The 20,050-nt window shown below is 70.6% G+C and carries 17 protein-coding genes; 11 read left to right on the top strand and 6 right to left on the bottom strand.

Annotation, left to right across the window (positions count from 1 at the left end):
* The 3 genes from OD750_RS06040 (at position 1) to OD750_RS06030 (ending at position 4,049) form a co-directional block, all read left to right on the top strand.
* The gene (locus OD750_RS06040; RefSeq protein WP_263543362.1) at positions 1 to 2,352 is read left to right on the top strand and encodes a serine/threonine-protein kinase; all 2,352 of its coding nucleotides are present in this window, start codon (positions 1 to 3) and stop codon (positions 2,350 to 2,352) included.
* 70 nt (positions 2,353 to 2,422) lie between these two features.
* Complete coding sequence (locus OD750_RS06035; protein WP_263543361.1) at positions 2,423 to 3,154, top strand: hypothetical protein; 732 nt, start codon at positions 2,423 to 2,425, stop codon at positions 3,152 to 3,154.
* A gap of 169 nt (positions 3,155 to 3,323) precedes the next feature.
* The gene (locus OD750_RS06030) at positions 3,324 to 4,049 is read left to right on the top strand and encodes a hypothetical protein (RefSeq protein ID WP_263543360.1); all 726 of its coding nucleotides are present in this window, start codon (positions 3,324 to 3,326) and stop codon (positions 4,047 to 4,049) included.
* 4 nt (positions 4,050 to 4,053) lie between these two features.
* Here OD750_RS06030 and OD750_RS06025 read toward each other — a convergent pair whose 3' ends face one another.
* The gene (locus OD750_RS06025; protein ID WP_263543359.1) at positions 4,054 to 5,217 is read right to left on the bottom strand and encodes an agmatine deiminase family protein; all 1,164 of its coding nucleotides are present in this window, start codon (positions 5,215 to 5,217) and stop codon (positions 4,054 to 4,056) included.
* A gap of 104 nt (positions 5,218 to 5,321) precedes the next feature.
* Between OD750_RS06025 and kbl the strand changes: the two genes are divergently transcribed.
* Entirely contained in the window at positions 5,322 to 6,515 is a 1,194-nt protein-coding gene (gene kbl / locus OD750_RS06020; RefSeq protein WP_263543358.1) for a glycine C-acetyltransferase, read from the top strand.
* 152 nt (positions 6,516 to 6,667) lie between these two features.
* Here the strand turns inward: kbl and OD750_RS06015 are convergent, their stop codons facing one another.
* The 5 genes from OD750_RS06015 to OD750_RS05995 all read right to left on the bottom strand — a co-directional run bounded on the left by OD750_RS06015 (position 6,668) and on the right by OD750_RS05995 (position 13,138).
* A complete protein-coding gene (locus OD750_RS06015; RefSeq protein WP_263543357.1) occupies positions 6,668 to 9,079 on the bottom strand; it encodes a serine/threonine-protein kinase in 2,412 nt (803 codons plus the stop codon).
* Entirely contained in the window at positions 9,066 to 9,632 is a 567-nt protein-coding gene (locus OD750_RS06010; protein ID WP_263543356.1) for an ECF-type sigma factor, read from the bottom strand. The genes OD750_RS06015 and OD750_RS06010 overlap by 14 nt, the downstream gene beginning before the upstream one ends.
* 45 nt (positions 9,633 to 9,677) lie before the next feature.
* Positions 9,678 to 10,976 carry a hypothetical protein gene (locus tag OD750_RS06005; RefSeq protein ID WP_263543355.1) on the bottom strand — a complete coding sequence of 433 codons (1,299 nt, stop codon included), beginning with the start codon at positions 10,974 to 10,976 and terminating at the stop codon, positions 9,678 to 9,680.
* A 47-nt stretch (positions 10,977 to 11,023) separates the two neighbouring features.
* Positions 11,024 to 12,325: a hypothetical protein gene (locus OD750_RS06000; RefSeq protein ID WP_263543354.1), complete on the bottom strand. Its 1,302-nt coding sequence runs from the start codon at positions 12,323 to 12,325 to the stop codon at positions 11,024 to 11,026.
* Between the two features lie 72 nt (positions 12,326 to 12,397).
* Positions 12,398 to 13,138: a pseudouridine synthase gene (locus OD750_RS05995; RefSeq protein WP_263543525.1), complete on the bottom strand. Its 741-nt coding sequence runs from the start codon at positions 13,136 to 13,138 to the stop codon at positions 12,398 to 12,400.
* A 48-nt stretch (positions 13,139 to 13,186) separates the two neighbouring features.
* On the opposite strand from OD750_RS05995, the gene OD750_RS05990 reads away from it, so the two are divergent.
* The 7 genes from OD750_RS05990 to OD750_RS05960 all read left to right on the top strand — a co-directional run bounded on the left by OD750_RS05990 (position 13,187) and on the right by OD750_RS05960 (position 20,042).
* On the top strand, positions 13,187 to 13,633 hold the full coding sequence (locus OD750_RS05990; protein WP_263543353.1) for an OsmC family protein: 447 nt from the start codon (positions 13,187 to 13,189) through the stop codon (positions 13,631 to 13,633).
* 246 nt (positions 13,634 to 13,879) lie between these two features.
* Complete coding sequence (locus OD750_RS05985; protein ID WP_263543352.1) at positions 13,880 to 14,845, top strand: acyl-CoA desaturase; 966 nt, start codon at positions 13,880 to 13,882, stop codon at positions 14,843 to 14,845.
* Positions 14,842 to 16,089 (top strand): NAD(P)/FAD-dependent oxidoreductase, encoded by a 1,248-nt coding sequence (locus OD750_RS05980; protein WP_263543351.1) that lies wholly within the window; start codon positions 14,842 to 14,844, stop codon positions 16,087 to 16,089. Before OD750_RS05985 ends, OD750_RS05980 begins: the two co-directional genes overlap by 4 nt.
* Entirely contained in the window at positions 16,086 to 16,898 is an 813-nt protein-coding gene (locus OD750_RS05975; protein ID WP_263543350.1) for a DUF1365 domain-containing protein, read from the top strand. The genes OD750_RS05980 and OD750_RS05975 overlap by 4 nt, the downstream gene beginning before the upstream one ends.
* Entirely contained in the window at positions 16,895 to 18,181 is a 1,287-nt protein-coding gene (locus OD750_RS05970; protein WP_263543349.1) for an SAM-dependent methyltransferase, read from the top strand. Before OD750_RS05975 ends, OD750_RS05970 begins: the two co-directional genes overlap by 4 nt.
* Before the next feature lie 44 nt (positions 18,182 to 18,225).
* Complete coding sequence (locus OD750_RS05965) at positions 18,226 to 18,960, top strand: DUF1295 domain-containing protein (RefSeq protein WP_263543524.1); 735 nt, start codon at positions 18,226 to 18,228, stop codon at positions 18,958 to 18,960.
* Complete coding sequence (locus OD750_RS05960) at positions 18,957 to 20,042, top strand: SAM-dependent methyltransferase (protein ID WP_272841817.1); 1,086 nt, start codon at positions 18,957 to 18,959, stop codon at positions 20,040 to 20,042. Before OD750_RS05965 ends, OD750_RS05960 begins: the two co-directional genes overlap by 4 nt.
* The last annotated feature ends 8 nt before the right edge of the window (positions 20,043 to 20,050 follow it).

Raw genomic sequence — 20,050 nt, 5'->3', positions numbered from 1 at the left:
ATGAACCGACACGACCCCGATCGCGTCGCCGACGCGTTCGCGGCGCTCGCCGACGCCGATCCCGCCGCGCGCGCCGCCCTGCTCGACCGCTACGAAAACGAATCCGGCCGCGATTTTCGCGTGCTCGTCGAACGGCTCGTCGACGCCGACGCGACGCGCCACGATCCCGTCGCCGGTGCGGTCGACGCCGCGATGCACCGGCTCGTCGAACCCGAACGCGAGATCGAGGCGCTCGGCCCGTACCGCCTGCTGCGCGAACTGGGCAGCGGCGGCATGGGCACCGTGTTTCTCGCCGAGCGCGCCGACGGCGCGTATACGCAGCACGTCGCGATCAAGCTCTTGCGCGGCTTTCCGACCGCCGACGGTATGCGCCGCCTGCGCCGCGAGCGGCAGATTCTAGCGACGCTCGACCATCCCGGCATCGCGCGCCTGATCGACGGCGGCGAGACGACGCACGGCCAGCCGTATCTCGTGCTCGAACACGTCGACGGCCTGCCGCTCGCGGCCTGGATCAAGGCGCGCGCGCCGAGTCGCGCGGCGCGCCTCGCGTTCGCCGAACGTCTGCTCGAGGCGATCCAGCACGCGCACCAGCGGCTCGTGGTGCATCGCGATCTGAAGCCCGCGAACATTCTCGTGCGCGACGACTGCACGCCGAAGCTGCTCGATTTCGGCATCGCCAAGCTGATCGAAACCGGCGACGCGCGCGAGACGTCGACGCGCGTGATGACGCCGGCCTACGCGAGCCCCGAACAGCAGGCCGGCCGTCCGATCACGACCGCGAGCGACCTGTACAGCGCCGGTGTGCTGCTGCACGAGGTGCTGCTGGCCGGCGACGCGCCGCCGCTCGACGCCGAGCTGCGCGGCATCGTCGCGAAGGCCACCGCGACCGATCCGACCGCGCGCTACGCGAGCGCCGAGGCGTTCGCCGACGATCTCGCGCGCTATCGCGAAGGCCGGCCGGTGCGCGCGGCCGCGGACACGCGGCGCTATCGCTTGAGCAAATTTATACAACGCCACCGCATCGCCGCCTCGCTCGCCATGCTCGCGCTCGCGCTCGCTGCGGCGTTCGTCTGGCAGCTCGACGCCGAGCGCCGGCGCGCGCTCGCGGCCGAGACCGCAGCCGCCCAGGCGCTCGCCGACGCGCGGCGCGAAAACGCGCGCGCCGACGCGATCAACGGGTTTCTCGTATCGCTGTTCCGGCTCGCCGACCCGAACGTCAACCGCGGCGAACAGCTCGACGCGCGCGCGCTGCTCGAACGCGGCGCGGCACGCGTGGATACCGAACTGAAAGACCAGCCCGACCTCCGCGCCGCCATGCTCGCGACGCTCGCCGACGCGATGCGCGGCCTCGCCGAGTACGAGCGTGCCGAACCCTTGATGCAGGCCTCGCTCGACGCGACGACCGGCACCGACCGCGCGACGGTGCGGCTGCGCGCGGAACGCCTGTCGCTGCTCGCGAGCATCCGCGCGCGGCGCGGCGACCGCACCGCGTCGCTCGCCGCGAGCGACCGCGCCATCGCCGAACTCGACGCGATCGCCGACGACGATCCCGACCTGCGCGTCGATCTCGAAAACACGCGCGCGATGGCGCTCAAATGGCTCGACCGCACCGACGAGGCCGCCGCCGCGCTCGAACGCGTGCTCGCGCTGCTGCCGCGCACCGGCGCGCGCGAAACCGAACACCGCGCCTACGCGCTCGACAACCTCGCGCACGTGCGCGAAGCGCAGGGCCGCTGGGACGAGGCGCAGCAGACGGCCGGGCAGGCGCGCGCGGCGTTCGCGGCGCTCAACGGCGAGCGGCATCCGACGACGCTGTCGGTCGGCGCGTACGCGGCGTCGCTGCAACTGATGCGCGGACACCCCGACGCCGCGCGCGACGCGTACGTCGCCGTGCTCGACGGACAGCGCGGCCTGCTCGCCGCGAACGACCGGCGCCTGACGAACACCGAAACGTCGCTCGCGCGCGCCTGGCTGCGCCTGGGCGAACCCGCGAAGGCCAAGCCCTTGCTCGATTCGGCGCTCGCACGCTGCGACGCGAGCTTCGGCGGCGACCGCACGTCGTGTCCGCTGACCGTACAGACGGCCGGTGAACGCGAAGCCGCGCATGGCGACGCGAAACGCGGTATCGCGCTGTTGCGCGAGGCCGTCGCGCTGCGCGACGCCGACAAGGAGCCCACCGCGCGCGCGCAGGCCGCCGCGCGTCACGCGCTCGCGCGCGCGCTGTGCGCGCACGGGCAGCGCGACGAGGGCGCAGCGTTGATGCGCAAGGCGTTGTCCGAACTCGTCGCCGACCCGCGTGTCGGCCCCGGCGACAAACGCGGGTTCCAGGAGAGCGCCGCGATCTGCGATTGAACGACGCTTCGGGTTTTCGCCGCGCTTCTGCGTAAGGAAGCACGAGGCCATGAAGGCCGCGGGGAAAACCATGAAACACCTGATGCTCGCTCTCGCCGTGTTCGCCGCCACGTCCGCCTCGGCGGCGGTCGTCCCCACCGTAGACTCGCCCGTCTCGCCCGACCTCGTGCTGCCGTGGTTCAACGGCGCGATCACGAACGCCGGCACGAACATCGCGTGCCTGACCGATCCGCCGATCGTCGAGATCCGCGTGCAGGGCTACGCCGGCTTCTCGTACCTGCCGCCGAACCTGACGCCGGCCGTCGGCGAGGTGTTCTACACGCATCTCGTCATGAGCCACCCCGGCAATCCGTGCGTCGGCAGCGCGATCAGCCTCGAGCTGATCCTGCCGCCGGGCGTGCAGACCGCCGTGTCGGCGGCCGACCCGGTGTTCTGCTTCGCGCGTCTGCCGAACGGCCCGCGCCTGATCGACCTCGGCACCGACATCGACTACGGCTGCCCGCAGACGTTCTCGCAGGGCCTCGAAGGCTTGCGCTTCGCGGCACCGCGCGGCGGCATCGGCGCCGGCCTCTGGGGCGCGGCGCGCGGCTTCTTCCAGGAGTTTCTCGTACCGCTGCGCGCGACCTCGCCGCAGAACGGCACCGGCCAGATCCGCTGGCGCATCAATCCGGACGTCGGCGTCGTCGCGTACGCGTCGGTCGGCCCGCAGGTCAACGGCGACGTGCTGTTTCGCACGTCGAACGAAAACAACCTGCTGACGCTCGATATCTGCACGGTCACGCCGATCGCGCAGGGCTGTTGACGCGTCCGTCGCGTCGAACGCACGGCCGCTGCGACGTCGGCGCGTACGAGTCGGATCACGTGTTCGGCAGCGGTCTCGAGTAGCGCTCGTTGCGCATCGCGCCGCCCCGCGAGGGTTTGCGTCGCCGCTTTACGTCCTTGGCGCGCAGATGAAACCTGCGGAGCGCCTCATGCAAACCCTGTTGTTCGCCGCCCTGCTCGCGACCGGCGCGAGCGTCGATTCCTCGATACCCGCCGCCGATTCGGCGGTGACCCCCAACGTCGTCGTGCGCTGGTTCAACGGCGGCCTCGTCAACGTCGGCACCAACACCGCGTGCATTTCCGATCCGCCGATCTTCCAGGTGCGCACGTCCGGCTACGCGGGCTTTTCGTACCTGCCGCCGAGCAATCCGCCGGGCGTCGGCGAAGTGTTCTACACGCACGTGCTGGTGAGCCACCCCGGCAATCCGTGCGGCGGCAGCGTCGTCGGCCTCGAGCTGATCCTGCCGCCCGGCATCCAGACCGCGATCTCGACGACCGATCCGGTGTTCTGCTTCGGCATCACGCCGAACAACGTGCTGTTCAACTACGCGAACGAGGCGACGTACGGCTGCCCGCAGACGCTGCCCCAGGGCCTGGAAGGCCTCGCCGTACGCGCGCCGCGCGGCGGTGCCGGCGGCGGCGGATGGGCGATGCGGCAAGGCTCGTGGATGGAGATCTTCGTGCCGCTCAAGTCGAGCGTCGTGCAGAACGGCGACCAGAAGATCCGCTGGCGCCTGAACCCCGCGATCGCCGTCGTCGGCTATCTCGAAACACCGGTGTTCGTCGACGACGACGTGATCTTCCGCACGTCGCAGGAGGACATCGTGCTGCCGGTGGAGCTGTGCAGCGGCTCGCAGCCGCCGCAGGGCTGCTGACGCGTCAGTCGTTGCCCGACCGGAACAGAAGGTCGGGCACGTGCATCACGATGCAGTGGATCGCGCCGGCGAGGCCGATGATGTCCGAGCAGTCGACGCCGACCACGCTGCGCTCGGGCAGCGCGGCGGTGAACGTCGCGAGCGCTTCCGCGTTCTGCGTCGCGTATCCGTTGAACTGGCACACGAGCGCGACCTTGTTGAGCAGCACCGCGTTCGCGTACGTGTAGTGCGCGCCGCCGGCGCGCCACGCCGGCGTGCGTACGACGTCGTAGCCGCGGCCGGCGAGCAGCGTCGCGGTGCTTTCGGTAACGGTGTACGGCACGCCGTCGGTCGAGGCATGCCTGCTCACGAGCACCTTGCCGTCGGCGAGCGGCAGCATCCACATGTCGATGTGCTGGGTCGAGTCGTAGCTCGTCGGAAACGGATCGACGAGCGTGACGTCGAGGCCCTGGTACGCGAGGTAGTAGTCCTTGATCTGCTGCTCGCTCAGGCTCGGATTTTCGTTGACGATGAGACGCGTCATGAACGCGTCGCGATTGCGAAACAAGTGGAAATTGCCACCGCCGTGCACGAGCGGGATGTCGTACTTCGGCTCGCCCGAGTAGGTGCGCCAGACGCCCGGAAACGCATCGTCGGCCGTGCGCCCCGGACGGTTGTAGACGTGGTCGACCGCGGCGCGGCGGCCGGCGTCGTCGATGAAGCGAGGACCGTAGTCGCGCATCCACGTACTGCACGTCGAACCGGTGCAGTTTTGCGTGATGAACGCGACGCGCGTCATGTCGGCGCCGGCGCCGGCGAGCGTCGATGTCGCGCTCGCCTGCTGCGTCGTGCCGGTGACGACGACGTAGACGCGGGCGTCGGGATCGCCGGTCGTGATCGCCACGGTCATCTGCGTCAGCAGCGCGTTGAACGAGCCCCAGCGCACGAGGATGCCGCTGTTGTCCTCGTACTCGGCCTGCGCGCGGACCGCGCCCGCGGGCGGCGCGAACGGCGTCGCGAGCGCGTCGGGCAGCACGAACCCGCGCACCTCGTCGGCCGACAGGCCGCGCGGCAGCGGATACGGCACGTCGTCGACGATCGTCGCGAGCACTTCGGGCGGCACGGTGCGCGGCGCGGCATGCGCGACGCCGAAGGCGGCGATCAGCAATACGAGGCAGTACTTGCGCATGGGTCGTCCCCGGTCCCGGCAAAGCGCGCAGCATAGCCGACGGGTGGCCCGCGGCGTACGTCATGGCGCACAATCGCGTTCTTCCCGCCTGCCGAGACACCGCCATGGACTACGCCGCCCGCGAGCGAATCGCGACCGAACTCGACGCGATCCGCGATCAAGGCCTGTACAAGACCGAACGCATCATCACCACGCCGCAGTCGGCCGCGATCAAGACCGGCGACGGCCGCGAAGTGCTGAACTTCTGCGCGAACAATTACCTCGGTCTCGCCGACAACCGTGAGATCATCGACGCGGCGAAAGAAGCGCTCGACACGCACGGCTTCGGCCTCGCCTCGGTGCGCTTCATCTGCGGCACGCAGGACCTGCACAAGTCGCTCGAAGCGCGCATCAGCGAGTTCTTCGGCACCGACGACACCATTCTCTACACGAGCTGCTTCGACGCGAACGGCGGGCTGTTCGAGACGATCCTCTCCGACGAAGACGCCGTCATCTCCGACGCGCTCAACCACGCCTCGATCATCGACGGCATCCGGCTGTGCAAGGCCGAGCGCCGCCGCTACGCGAACGGCGACATGGCCGAACTCGAAAAGCACCTCGCTGAAACGCAAGAAAAGCGCACGCGCCTGATCGCCACCGACGGCGTGTTCTCGATGGACGGCTATATCGCCAAGCTCGACGAGATCGTGCGCCTCAAGGAAAAGTACGGCGCGCTGCTGATGGTCGACGACTCGCACGCGACCGGCTTCGTCGGCCGGACCGGCCGCGGTTCGGCCGAGCTGCACGGCGTGATGGACAAGGTGGACGTGTTCACCTCGACGCTCGGCAAGGCGCTCGGCGGCGGCTCGGGCGGCTTCACGACCGGCCGGCGCGAAATCGTCGATCTGCTGCGCCAGCGCTCGCGCCCGTATCTGTTCTCGAACACGCTGCCGCCGCCGCTGGTGGCCGCGTCGCTCAAGGTGTTCGAAATGCTGACGCGCTCGACCGAGCTGCGCGACCGCGTCGAAGCGAACGCCGCGCGTTTCCGCGAGCGCATGACGGCGGCGGGCTTCGATCTGCGGCCCGGCCAGCATGCGATCGTGCCGGTGATGCTGTACGACGCGAAGCTCGCGCAGGCGTTCGCGAAGGAGCTGCTCGACGAGGGCATCTACGTGATCGGCTTCTTCTACCCGGTGGTGCCGCAGGGCCAGGCGCGCATCCGCACGCAGATGAGCGCGGCGCATACGTTCGAGCAGATCGATCGCGCGGTGGAGGCGTTCGTGAAGGTCGGGAAGAAGCTCGGCGTGTTGAAGGATTGACGCGACGTTCGACGACGGACTCCCTCTCCCCCGACGCCGTCGGGGGAGAGGGTCGGGGTGAGGGGGCGACGCGTCGGTTTCCCGCGTGATTCGTTTATCGCAAGACGCCCGCGCGACAATCGGAACGCATCACGGTCGGAGGCGTCGCCCTCTCACCCTGCCCTCTCCCCAAGGCGAGCTCGGGGGAGAGGGTTCGGGACGCAGGCATCGCGCCACCGCTGCGCCATCGCCTTCTGCCACGCCGAAATATTCTTCGCCGCCTCCAGTCCGGCGAACGCCGCCTTCATCTCCTCGTTCGACGCACTTGCGCACCGCGTGCGCGCCAGCGCCACCGCTTCGAGCCGCGGCTGCGCCTCGACGATCGCCTCGCCCGCGCGCGCCGTCGCATTCGCCTCGAGCAGCGCGCGCGCCGCCGCGAGGTCGCCGCGTTCGAGCAGCACGAACGCGCGCAGCCCGTCGATGTCGAGCAGCTGCCCGTGCCCGGCCGGGTACGCGCGCGCGCCTTGCGCGCGCGCGTCGTCGAGATCGCGCGCGGCATCGTCGTGGCGCGCCTGCGCGAGCGCCGTCTCGCCGCGGCCCATCAGCGCGCTGATGAGATCCGCGTGGCCTTCGCCGTGAAACGCACGCGAACCGGCGACCAGCGTGTCGTAGCGCTCGCGCGCCTCGTCGAGCTTTCCCGATTCGCGCGCGACCGCCGCGAGATTGCGCGCGACGAACAGCTCCTGGTCGGGCGCGCGCGGCTCGATCAGGCGCGCCTCTCGCTCGGCCACTTCGAGCAGGCGATACGCGCGCGCCTGATCGCCGGCCACCATCGCCATGCCGCCGGCGTTCGCCAGCGCGTTGACGTACGCCGAACGGCCCTCCGGCAGCTTCTCGCCCGCGAGCGCGACCGTGCGGTCGGCATAGCGCCAGGCGGCGTCGTACTCGCCGAGCATGAAGTGCGCGAGCCCGACGTTGCCGAGCAGCCCGGCGTACAACTTGTCGTCGGTGGCGCCGGCGCCTTCGAGCACGGCCAGCGCCTCGCGCGAGCGTTCGAGGTATTCGCGCTTGTGGTCCAGCTTGTAGTGGCCCACCGCCGCGGCGCGCAGCGCGTCGGCGAGCGCGACCGGCGCGTCCTCGCGGCGCAGGATCGCCGCGGCGCGCTCGCCGAGGTCGACCGTCCGCGCCGGCTGCCCGAGATGGTTGCGCGCGCGCGCCACTTCGACCATCAGCGCGGCAACGGCCTGCGGCGATTTCGATTCGCGTTCCAATGCGTCGAGACGCGCGTCGCCGACATCGAGCAGCGCGCGCGCGGTGATCTCGCCGTCGCGCGCGGCCTTCGGCGCGGCATCCTTGAACAGCGAATAGAAGAACTCGGCGATCGCGTTCGCCTTGTCGCGCTCGCGCTGCGTCACGGCGAGCTGCCGGTCGAGCCGCACCGTGTGGAAAATGCCGAGGCCGAGCAGAATCGCCGCCGCGGCGACCCACGGCCAGCGCCGCCGCAGCCAGCGCTGCGCGCGGTAGCCGCGCTCGCCCGCGAGCGCCTGTACCGGTTGCCCCGCGAGCCAGCGATCGAGTTCGTCGGCGAGCGATTCGGCCGAGCGGTAGCGTTCCTCGGGCCGCTTGCGCAGGAGTTTTTCGACGATCGCGGCAAGATCGCGCGGCAGGCGTTCGCCGCGCCGGTCGCGCCGCGGCAGCGGCGGCGCCGGCGTGTTCGCGATCGCGTGGATCAGCGCGGCCGGCTCGCGATGCTGCGCATAAGGCGAATGGCCGGCGAGGAGTTCGTACAGCAGCACGCCGGCCGCGTACAGGTCGCAGCCGACGCCGAGCCGGTCGCCCGCGATCTGCTCGGGCGCCGCGTAGCGCAGCGTCATCAGCGAATGCCCGGCCGCGGTCGGCTCGGTCGCGGCGTCGAGCATCTTGGCGATGCCGAAGTCGAGCAGGCGCACGCGGCCCGTCGTGTCGACGAGCACGTTGGCCGGTTTCAGATCGCGATGCACGATGAGATGTTCGTGTGCGTGCGCGAGCGCCGCCACGACGTCGCGCACGAGCGCGACGCGTGCGCGCACGTCGAGCGCGTGCGCATCGGCGTACGCGTCGATCGTCGTGCCTTCGACGTACGGCGTGACGAGAAACGGCCGTCCGTCGGCGTCGCGGCCCGCATCGACGAGCGGCACGATGTGCGGATGATCCAGGCGCGACAGGATGCGCCGCTCGGCCTCGAAGCGCCGCTGCGTTTCGGCATCCGACAGGTCGGCGCGCACCTGCTTGATCGCGAGCTTCTGCGCGTCGGCGTCGTCGGCGCGCTGCGCGAGCCAGACGCGGCCCATGCCGCCGCGGCCGATCTCTCCGTGCACGCGGTAGCGCGCGATCGACGGCGGCGCCGCTTCGCGTTCGCGATCGTTCGCAGGCTCGGGTTCGCCGGCCGCGGCGAGCCGCGCCTCGACGATGCGCGCGAGCGCCGCGTCGCGCGCCGCGAGCGCCGCGAGCGCGGCGGCGCGTTCCTCGCCGGTCAGCGCGAGCAGTGCCTGCAGCGCCTCTTTTTGCGCGCGGTACGCGGCGCGCGCCGCGTCATCCGCCGCCATGGTCGAGACGCTCCTTGAGCCACGCGCGCGCATGCGCCCATTCGCGATTGACCGACGAGGGGTGCAGGCCGAGCGCCTGCGCGGTTTCGTCGATCGTCAGGCCCGCGAACACGCGCAGGTGCACGACTTCGGCGGCCTGCGGATCGAGGTCGGCGAATTCGTCGAGCACGCGGTCGAAGCCGAGCACCGACTCGGGCGTCGCGGCCGGCAGGTCGTGCGCCTCGTCGAGCGACAGCGGGCGCTGGCCGGCGCCGCGCTTGTCGGCGAGGCGGCGGCGGCTGCGGTCGACGAGCACCTGCCGCATCGCGCGCGCGACGATGCCGGCGAAATGGCCGCGATCGTGCGCCCGCGGCGCCTCGCTGCCGACGAGCTTGAGCAGCGCGTCGTTGAGCAGCACGGTCGGCTCGAACGTCGCCTGCCCCGCCTGCGCGCGCAGCGCGCCGACCGCGAGGCGCTTCAACTGCGCGTACATGCGTTCGAACACCGCGTCGCGCGCGGCGGCATCGCCGGCGGACCACGCCTTGAGCATTCCGGTGATGTCGTCATGGTTCATCGCTCCAGCATACGACACCGCGCGTCGGCGCGACGCGCGCGCCGCTCATTGAAAACCGTCGCGGAAAATCAGGTCCGAACGCGTCAGGCGCAAGAACAGATAGTCGTTGTGCTGCGAGATCGTGTCGCACACCTGCGCGGTGCCGAACCAGACCGGCCGGTCGCGCCAGACCGTCACGCGTCCGAGATCGAACGCCGCGAACCCGCAGCCCGTGCCGAAGCCCGCGGGTACGAGCCGCGAGCCGTCCTCGCCGAACGTCGTCTCGAGCGCGAACGCGCCGCCGGCGCGGCGCACGCCGGCGAAGTAGAAGCCGAAGCGCAGATTCGAGGCGTTGACGACGTCGGCCGCCACCGCGTAGGTGCCGTTCGACAACGGCACGATCTGCGCGTCGACCACGAGGTGCGCGCTCGGCACCGGCGGCAGCGCCAACGCGCTCGCCCCGGACGCGGTCAACAGCGCGACGGCCGGCACCGCCTCGTCGATGCGGCCGGCGAGCGCGAACGCGCCGGCGTCGAGCGCGCGCCCGCTGCGCGGTTCGAAACCCGCGGGCAGCGTCGCGGCCGTGCCGAGCCAGGCGAGCGTCGCGTAGTCGAGCCGGTACACGCGCCCGCCGCGCGGCGCGCCGTCGGTGGTGCCGGCGACCCACAGCGCGCCGTCGGGCGACGGCATCGCCGCGACGAACTGGTGGCTCGTCGCATCGAACGCTTCGGCGAACGCGACCGCCGCGACGCCGCCGGTCGCCGTGATCCGCACGACGAAACCGCTCGACGCGTCACCCGGCCGGTCGTACCAGCCCGTGACGATCAGATCGCCGTCGCGGCCCGGGTTCACCGCGACGATCGATTCGATCTCGCCGAGCCCCGTCGCGTACGCGTCGAGATCGACGTCGACGCGACCGCCGGTGCCGAACGACGCGTCGGGCAGGCCGTCGGCCGGATTGATGCGCAGCAGGGTCAGCCGGCCCTCGTCGTTCGCATCGGCGCTTTCGAACGCGAACGTCACCTTGCCGTCGCTGCCGCACAGGCCCGTTTCGCCGTAGAGAGTAGGCCAGGCGGCCGGCAGGTCGAACGACTGCTTGCCGTCGTCCGAGAAGCTCGGGTCGAGCGCGCCGTTCTCGGCGAGCCAGACGCTGACGACGCGGCGGTCGCTCGACGCCGTGCCGACCGCGAACAGGCTGCCGCGCGGTCCGGGGCACGCGACACCGGCGCGATCGTTGCGACCGCCGCCGACGGCGTCGAAGCCGTAGCGCATCACGCCGGAACTGCCGAACGACAGGTCGGGGTCGCTCGCGGCGCCCGCGGTGCCGGCGGCGAGAAGCCACAGGTATACGATGAACTTTTGCATGTTCGTCTCCCAGGCGCCGCCGCCGCGAACGGCGGCGGCGCGCAGCGTCAGGCCCCCGGCGCCTTCAGGCGCAGGACGAGATAGTCGAGGTGCGCCGGACGGCCCGGATCGCACACGGTGGCCGAACCGACCCATACCGGGCGGTCGTTCCACAGCGTCATGCGCGCGAACTGCGGACCGACCGGCGTGCAGCCGGTCACGATCGTCGGCGTCGTGAACGACACGCCGCCGACGCCGAACGCAGGATCGGGCGCCAGCGCGTCGTCGGGTGCGCGCACGAGCGAGGCGAAGTAGTAGCCGAAGCCGAAATCGCGCGCGTCGAGCACGTGCGCGGCAACGAGGAGATTGCCGTTCGCGCGCGGCACGACCTGCGCCGACCGTACGGCGTTCGCGCCCGGAATCGCCGGCAGCGGCGTCTGCGTGTAGCCGCGCTCGCGCACGATCGACACGACCGGCGTCGTACCGGTCGCGCCGGCGAGCACCAGCGCGTCGTCGACGAGCCGGCCGCTGCGCGGCACGAAACCCGCGCCGAGCGACGCCTGCAGTTTTTCCTGAAACTTCAACGTCGCGTAGTCGAGCCTGACGAGCGTCGACGGCATGCCCGGGTACGATGCATGCACGGTCGCCGCCCAGATCGCGCCGTCCGGCGACGCGACCGCCGCGCCGAACATCGACGCGGTGACGTCGAACGCCGCGGCCGACGCGAACGCCGCGACGACGCCGTTGCGCGTCACGCGCACGAGATAGCCGTGCCGCAGGCCGCGCACGTCGTCGTACCAGCCCCCGACGAGGATGTCGCCGTCGCGGCCGGGACTGACGAGCGTCGGCACTTCGATCTTGTTCAGCCCGCCGACCTGCGCGCTGACGTCGAACGACACCCAGCCGGCCGCGCCGAACGCCGGGTCGGGCTTGCCCGTGGCCGGGTCGAGCTTGACGAGCATCAGCGTGCCGACGTCGTTCGCGTCGGCGAATTCCATCGCGACGACGACCTTGCCGTCGCTCTGGCACAGCCCCGTTTCGCCGTACGCGGTGCGCACCGCGGGCGGCAGGTCGAACGACTCCTTGCCATCGTCCGAGAAGCGCGTATCGAGGCCGCCGCTCTCGTCGAGCCAGGCGCTGACGATGCGCCGGTCGCCCGACGCCGTGCCCGCGACGTAGAGACTGCCGAGCGGTCCCGGACACGCGACGACGCCGCGGTCGTCGAGCGTGCCGCCCGGTACCGCGCCGAAGCCATAGCGGATGAATCCGACGTAGCCGAACGTCTCGTCGATTTCGCTGCGCGCGAACGCCGCCGTGCTCAGCCCGAGCGCGGCCAGCGCCGCGCAGAAAATGACCCGCATCCTTTTCATTGCCGCCTTCCGTTGACGCCACCGGACCGGTGGCGACGACGGGATACGCAACGCGGCGCGATTTCCTCCGGCTTATTTCAGTAACGCGAGGTCGGCGTCGTCAAGCGCGCGCCACCGCGCCTTCGGCAGATCGCCGAGTGCGAGGCCGCCGATCGCGACGCGCACGAGCCGCAGCACGGCCACGCCGTGCGCGCCGAGCAGGCGCCGGATCTGCCGGTTGCGGCCCTCGTCGAGCACGATTTCGAGCCACGCGTTCTTCTCGCCGGCGCGCAGCACGCGGCATGTCTTCGCCGCGCCGTCGGTCGCGCGGTCGGTCAGGCGCGCGAGGAGCGCCTCGTCGGGGATGCGGTCGACCTGCACGTGGTAGGTCTTGTCGACGTGGCTTTCCGGCGCCGCGAGCCGCGCCGCGGCGGCGCTGTCGTTCGTGAACAGCAGCAATCCCTCGCTCGCCTGATCGAGCCGGCCGACCGGCGCGAGCCACGGCAGCGCCGGGTCGTCGATCAGCGCGTAGACGGTGTCGCGGCCGCGCTCGTCCGATGCCGTCGTGACGTAGCCGCGCGGCTTGTTGAGCATCAGCCAGACGGTTGGCGCGGCGGCGACCTCGACGCCGTCGACGGCGATGCGGTCGCGCGGCGACGTCGGATGTTCCGGATCGCGCACGGCGCGACCGTTCACGGCGACGCGGCCGGCGCGCACGAGTTCGGCCGCGGCGCTGCGCGAGCACCAGCCTCGCCGGGAAATCGCGCGGGCCACGCCGTGGCGCGGCTCGTCAAGTCTTGGGGCGGAACGCGAATCGGGATACTTTCGGGGCATCGGCGAACGCTGCCGCATCCGTCGCTCGCAGTCAAAGAGGATCGATCCATGTCCGACCATCGCGTCAGCGTCCGCTGGCGGCGCAACGACGCCGCGTTCGAACGCGGCAACTATCCGCGCGAACACGAAGTGCGCTTCGAGGGCGGCCAGGCCGTGCGCAACTCCGCCGCGCCCGAATACGGCGGCGACGCGGCCGCGAGCAATCCCGAGGAGCTGCTGCTCGCCGCGCTGTCGACCTGCCACATGCTGACGTTTCTCGCGGTCGTGGCCAATCGCGGCTATGTCGTCGACAGCTATGCCGACGACGCCGTGGCGATCCTCGACAAGAACGCCGACGGCAAGATGGCCGTGACGCGCGCGGTGCTCGCGCCGACGGTGACGTTCGCGGGCGACAAGCAGCCGGGCGCCGACGACTACGCGAAGTTCCACGAGCGCGCGCACGCGGCGTGCTTTATCGCGAACTCGGTAACGACGAAGGTCGAGCTGAAACTGTAAATTCGACAAGTAAAGAAGTGCAGTTGCCCATTGCGACCAACGGGGAATGGTGCATCCGAAACGCCCGCGACACGCGTAAGCCTGACGACTCCCTCTCCCCCGCGCTCGCGCGGGGGAGAGGGCAGGGTGAGGGGAAGCGCGTGGCGCTACGTCGGGCTCACGGCGGCGCCAGGCGCTTCCCCCTCACCCTGCCCTCTCCCCCAAGCAAGCTTGGGGGAGAGGGTTCAAGCACCCGGGGAGCAACGCATGTCGTCTGTCGAACGTACAACGGAAAGTCCCTGGTGGCGCCGCGCCGCGCTCGCGCTTTCGCGCTGGTTCGACACCACGGGTACCGACACGACCGGCGCCGACGCCGCCGGCGGCGACGACCGCGCGATCGACTGGCTGCGCGTCGTGCCGTTTCTCGGCATGCACGTCATGTGCCTGGGCGTGTTCTTCGTCGGCGTCTCGCCGTTCGCGCTGTGGACGGCGCTCGCGCTGTACGCGGTGCGCATGTTCGCGATCACCGGCTTCTACCACCGCTATTTCTCGCACCGCGCGTTTCGCACGTCGCGCGCGCTGCAGTTCGCGTTCGCGCTCGTCGGCGCCGCGAGCGTGCAGCGCGGGCCGCTGTGGTGGGCCGCGCACCACCGCAACCACCATCGCCACGCCGATACCGAGCACGATCCGCATTCGCCGCGCCGGCTCGGCTTCTGGCGCAGCCACGTCGGCTGGTTCCTGACGCGTCGCGGTTTTCGCACCGATTTCGACCGCATCCCCGACCTCGCGCGCTATCCCGAACTGCGCCTGCTCGACCGCTACGACGTATTCGTGCCGATCGCGCTCGCAACCGGGCTGTTCGTCCTCGGCGGCTGGCTCGAACGGCATCATCCGGCGTCGGGCACGAGCGCCGCGCAGCTGCTGATCTGGGGTTTCTTCGTCTCGACCGTCGTGCTGTTCCATGCCACGGTGACGATCAACTCGCTCGCCCACCGCTACGGCACGCGCCGCTTCGACACGGACGACGACAGCCGCAACAACGTGTGGCTCGCGCTGATCACGTTCGGCGAAGGCTGGCACAACAATCACCACCACTTTCCCGGTTCGGCGCGCCAGGGTTTCGCGTGGTGGGAGTTCGACCTCACCTACTGCGGCCTGCGCGCGCTCGCGGCGATGGGCCTCGTGTGGGATCTCAAGCCCGTGCCGGCCGGCCTGCGCCGGGTGACGCGATGAAGATCGCCGTCGTCGGCGGCGGCGTCGCGGGCATGGCGAGCGCGTGGCTGCTCTCGCGCGAACACGACGTCACGCTGTTCGAGGCGAACGACCGTCTCGGCGGCCACACGCACACGCACGACGTCGAACTCGACGGCATGCGCTACGCGGTCGACACCGGCTTCATCGTGTTCAACCCCGAAAACTATCCGCTGCTGTGCCGCTGGTTCGACGAACTGGGCGTCGCCTCGCAGCCCACGACGATGAGCTTCGCCGTGCGCAACGAGGCGAGCGGGCTCGAATACAACGCGACCGACATGAACCGGTTGTTCGTGCAGCGGCGCAACCTCGTCAGCCCGCGCTTCTGGGGCATGGTGCGCGACATCCTGCGCTTCTACCGCGAAGCGCCGGTGCTGCTCGGCGCCAACGGCGCCGGCCCGGGACCGTCGCTCGGCGACTGGCTCGTCGCGCGCCGCTACGGCGCGGCGTTCCGCGACGATCACCTCGTGCCGATGGCGAGCGCGCTGTGGTCGTCGCCGGCCTCGCGCATCCTCGAATTTCCGATGCGCCATCTCGTCGCGTTCATGGCCAACCACCGCATGCTGCAGGTCGACGAGCGGCCGCAGTGGCGCGTCGTGCGCGGCGGTTCGTCGACCTACGTGCGCGCGCTGCGCGCGCGCTGGCGCGTGGCCGAACGCGTCGGCTGTCCGGTCCGCGCGGTGCGCCGCGACGACGCCGGTGTCACGGTCGCCAGCGCGGCCGGCGACGAGCGCTACGACCGCGTCGTGCTCGCCTGCCACAGCGACGAGGCGCTCGCGCTGCTCGCCGACGCGGACGCGCGCGAGCGCGAGATTCTCGGCGCGATCGGCTGGCAGACGAACGACACGGTGCTGCACACCGACGCGCGCCTGCTGCCGCGTCGCCGTCGCGCCTGGGCCGCCTGGAACGCGTTCGTGCCGGCGCGGCCGGGCGAACACTGCACCGTCAGCTACTGCATGAACCTCCTGCAAGGCATCGACTCGCCGCGTCCGCTCGTCGTCACGCTCAACCGCACCGACGCGATCGATCCGGCGCAGGTCATCGCGCGCATGCGCTACGCGCATCCGGTGTTCGACGCCGGCGCGGTCGCGGCGCAGGCGCGCCTGCACGAGATCCAGGGGCGCCGCCGCACGTGGTTCGCGGGCGCATACTGGGGCTGGGGCTTTCACGAAGACGGCATGCGCAGCGCGCACGCCGTCGCCGAGGAGTTCGCGAGCGGGCGATGACCGTGAACGAGAACAGCCGCAACGATCGCAGCGACGCCGGCAAGACGCCCGCCAGCGCCGTCTACGAAGGCTGGGTGCGCCATCGCCGCTACGCGCCGCACCCGCACGCGTTCCGCTATCGCCTGTGCCTGATGTACCTCGACCTCGCCGAAATCGACGCGCTGTTCGCGCAGCGCCGGTTGTTCTCGGTCGGCCGGCGCAACGTCGTCGAGTTTCGCCGCGCCGACTACCTCGGCGACCCGGCCGTGCCGCTGGACGAAGCCGTGCGGCAGCGCGTTTTTGAAGCGACCGGCGCGCGGCCCGACGGCGTGATTCGAATGCTCACGCATCTGCGCTATTTGGGACATTGCTTCAATCCGGTGACTTTCTACTATTGCTATGACAAGGCCGGTTTGCTGCGCTGCATCGTCGCCGAAATCACGAACACGCCGTGGCGCGAACGTCACAGCTACGTGCTCGCGGTCGACGCGGCCGATCGCCGCGGCAGCGCGCTGCGCTGGGATTTCGGCAAGGCGTTCCACGTCTCGCCGTTCCTTCCGCTCGCACGCGACTACGCATGGCGCTTCACCGAGCCTGGCGAGATGCTGCGCGTGCACATGAACGTGACCGACGGCGGCGAACGCGAATTCGACGCGACGCTCGTGCTCGAGCGCCGCCCGTGGACCGCGGCGAACCTGCGCCGCGTGCTGTGGCGGTTTCCGGCGATGACGCTGCGCGTGGTCGCGGCGATCCACTGGCAGGCGCTCTTGATCTTTCTACGACGCAATCCGGTTTACCCTCACCCCGCCAAATCGCAGGAGCGTGCATGAACGACACCACGAAGGTCGCCGCCGTTGCATTTTCGACGCGCTACGGCGCATTCGACCGCTCGCTCCGCCACCGGCTGCTGCAACAGATGGGTACGCTCTCGCAATCGCGACTGACGATGACCGACGCGCTCGGCGTCGCCGAACTCGGCGTGGACGCGCCGGCCGGCGCCGACACGCTGCGGGCGCGCGTCCGCGTGCACGACCCGGCGTTCTATCGTTGCGTCGCCGCGAACGGCAGCGTCGGCGCCGCCGAGGCGTACATCGACGGGCTGTGGGAGTGCGACGATCTCGTCGCGCTCGTGCGCATGCTCGTGCGCAACCGCGACCATCTCGACGCGATGGAAACGGGGCTCGCACGCTGGGGCGGCCTCATGATGCGCGCGTGGAACGCGCTCAGGCGCAACACGCACGCCGGCAGCCGGCGCAACATCGCGGCGCACTACGACCTCGGCAACGCGTTCTTCCGGCTGTTCCTGTCCGACGATCTCATGTATTCATCGGCGCTGTTCGCGCACGAAGACGAATCGATCGACACCGCGTCGACGCGCAAGCTCGACCGCATCTGCGCCAAGCTCGACCTGAAACCCGGCGACCGCGTGCTCGAGATCGGCACCGGCTGGGGCGGCTTCGCCCTGCACGCGGCGGCGCGCCACGGCTGCCACGTCACGACGACGACGATCTCGCGCGAGCAGTACGAGCTCGCCGTCGCGCGCGTCGCCGCGGCCGGCCTCGCCGATCGCGTGACCGTGCTCAATCGCGACTATCGCGAACTCGAAGGCCGCTACGACAAGCTCGTGTCGATCGAAATGATCGAAGCGATCGGCCACCAGTATCTCGATACCTACTGCCGCCGCCTCGTCGACCGGCTCGAACCGCACGGCCTCGCGCTGATCCAGGCGATCACGATCGAAGAGCACCGCTACGCGCAGGCGTTGAGGTCGGTCGATTTCATCAAGCGCTATGTGTTTCCCGGCAGCTTCATCCCGTCGGTCGGCGCGATCGTCGGCGCGCTCTCGCGCACCGGCGACCTGCGGCTCGTCAACCTCGAGGACATCGGCACCAGCTACGCGCTGACGCTCAAGGCGTGGCGGGAGCGTTTCATGTCGCGTCTGGCCGACGTGCGCGCGCAAGGCTTCGACGAGCGCTTCATCCGGTTGTGGGAGTACTACCTCGCGTACTGCGAGGGCGGTTTTCGCGAACGTTCGATCGGCACGGCGCAGATGCTGCTCGCGCGGCCGGGCAACCGGCGCGAGGCGTTCGTACCGGGGCTGGCGCGCGCGTGAACTTCGAGCCCGTCGCCGTCGTCTGGGCCGTGTCGGCCGTCGCGATGCTCGCGGCCTGGCTGCTGCAGCGGCGCACGCGCAACGCCGGCGTCGTCGACGCGGTGTGGGCCGCGTGCATGAGCTTCGCCGCGCTGTTCTACGCCGGCGTCGCCGAGGGCGGCGTCGTCGCGCGCTTCGCGGTCGCCGTGCTCGGCGGCTTCTGGGGCTTTCGCCTGTGCATGCACGTGCTCGCGCGCGTGCTCACGGAACACGAGGACGGCCGCTACCGCCACCTGCGCCGGCACTGGCGCGACGATCAGCTGAAGTTCTTTTTCTTTTTTCAGTTCCAGGCGGTGCTCGTCGCGCTGTTCTCGCTGCCGTTTCTCGCCGCCGCCGGCAACCCGGACGCGTACGTCACGCCGTGGATCGCCGCCGGCGTCGTCGTGTGGGCGCTCGCGGTCAGCGGCGAAACCGTCGCCGACATGCAGCTGGCGCAGTTCCGCCGCGATCCGCGCAACCGCGGCAGAACGTGCCGCGCCGGCCTGTGGCGCTATTCGCGGCACCCGAACTACTTCTTCGAGTGGCTGCACTGGTTCGCGTACGTCTGCCTCGCGGTCGGGGCGCCGCACGCGTGGCTGGCGTGGCTCGGCCCCGCGCTGATGCTCGTCGCGCTATGCTGGATCACGGGGATACCGTTCGTCGAGGCGCAGGCGCTGCGTTCGCGCGGCGACGACTACCGCGATTACCAGCGCCGCACCAGCATCTTCGTTCCCTGGTTTCCGAAGCGGAGGGCGTCATGACGCACAGCGCGAACGCGGCATTGCGGCAACTGGCGAAAGACCGGCCGGCGGCGGGACTGCTCGGCCTGTGCGAACGCGGCTACCTGCCCGACGCGATGACGCGCCTGGGCATCCGCCGCCGCTGCGCGCAGCGCCTGCGCGAAGAGCGCGAAGGCGGCGACGAGGCGGTGCGCGCGCGCTTCGAGGCGCGACTGGCCGAACTCGACCGCAGCCCGCTCGCGCTGCACACCGATGCGGCGAACGAGCAGCACTACGAACTGCCGGCCCGGTTCTTCGAGCTGTGCCTCGGGCCGCGCCTGAAATACTCGAGCGCGTACTACCCGCGCGGCGATGAGACGCTCGCGCAGGCCGAAGACGCGATGCTCGCGCTGTACGGCGAGCGCGCGGGACTCGCCGACGGCCAGGAGATTCTCGAGCTCGGCTGCGGCTGGGGCTCGCTGACGCTGTGGATGGCGCAGCGCCATCCGTATGCGCGCATCACGGCGGTATCCAACTCGCGGCCGCAGCGCGAATTCATCGAGGCGCGCTGCCGCGCGCTCGGCATCGACAACGTCGCGGTGATCACGCAGGACGTCAACCGGCTGACCCTCGACGCCGCACGCTACGACCGCGCCGTGTCGATCGAGATGTTCGAGCACATGCGCAACTACCGGACGCTGCTGGCGCGCATCGCGTCGTGGCTGGCGCCTGGCGGCAACCTGTTCGTGCACATCTTCTGCCACCGCGACCTGATGTATCCGTTCGAGACGGCGGGCGACGACAACTGGATGGGCCGCCATTTCTTCACCGGCGGCCTGATGCCGTCGGTCGCGACGCTGTCGCGGTTCCAGCACGACCTGGCGCTCGACGCGCAATGGGAACTGTCGGGGCTGCACTACCGCAACACGGCGAACCACTGGCTCGCGAACCAGGACGCGCACCGCGGCGAGGTGCTCAAGGTGCTCGAAGCGGCGTACGGCCGCGCGGGCGCCGCGCTATGGGCGCAGCGCTGGCGCATGTTCTGGATGTCGTGCGCCGAATTGTTCGGTTATCGCAACGGGGAAGAGTGGAAGGTGGCGCATTATCGGTTCGCGAAGCGGTAGGCGGCGGC

The organism is Tahibacter soli, assembly GCF_025717065.2.
GTDB classification, from domain to species: domain Bacteria; phylum Pseudomonadota; class Gammaproteobacteria; order Xanthomonadales; family Rhodanobacteraceae; genus Tahibacter; species Tahibacter soli.
This window is presented reverse-complemented; position numbering and strand designations above follow the sequence as displayed.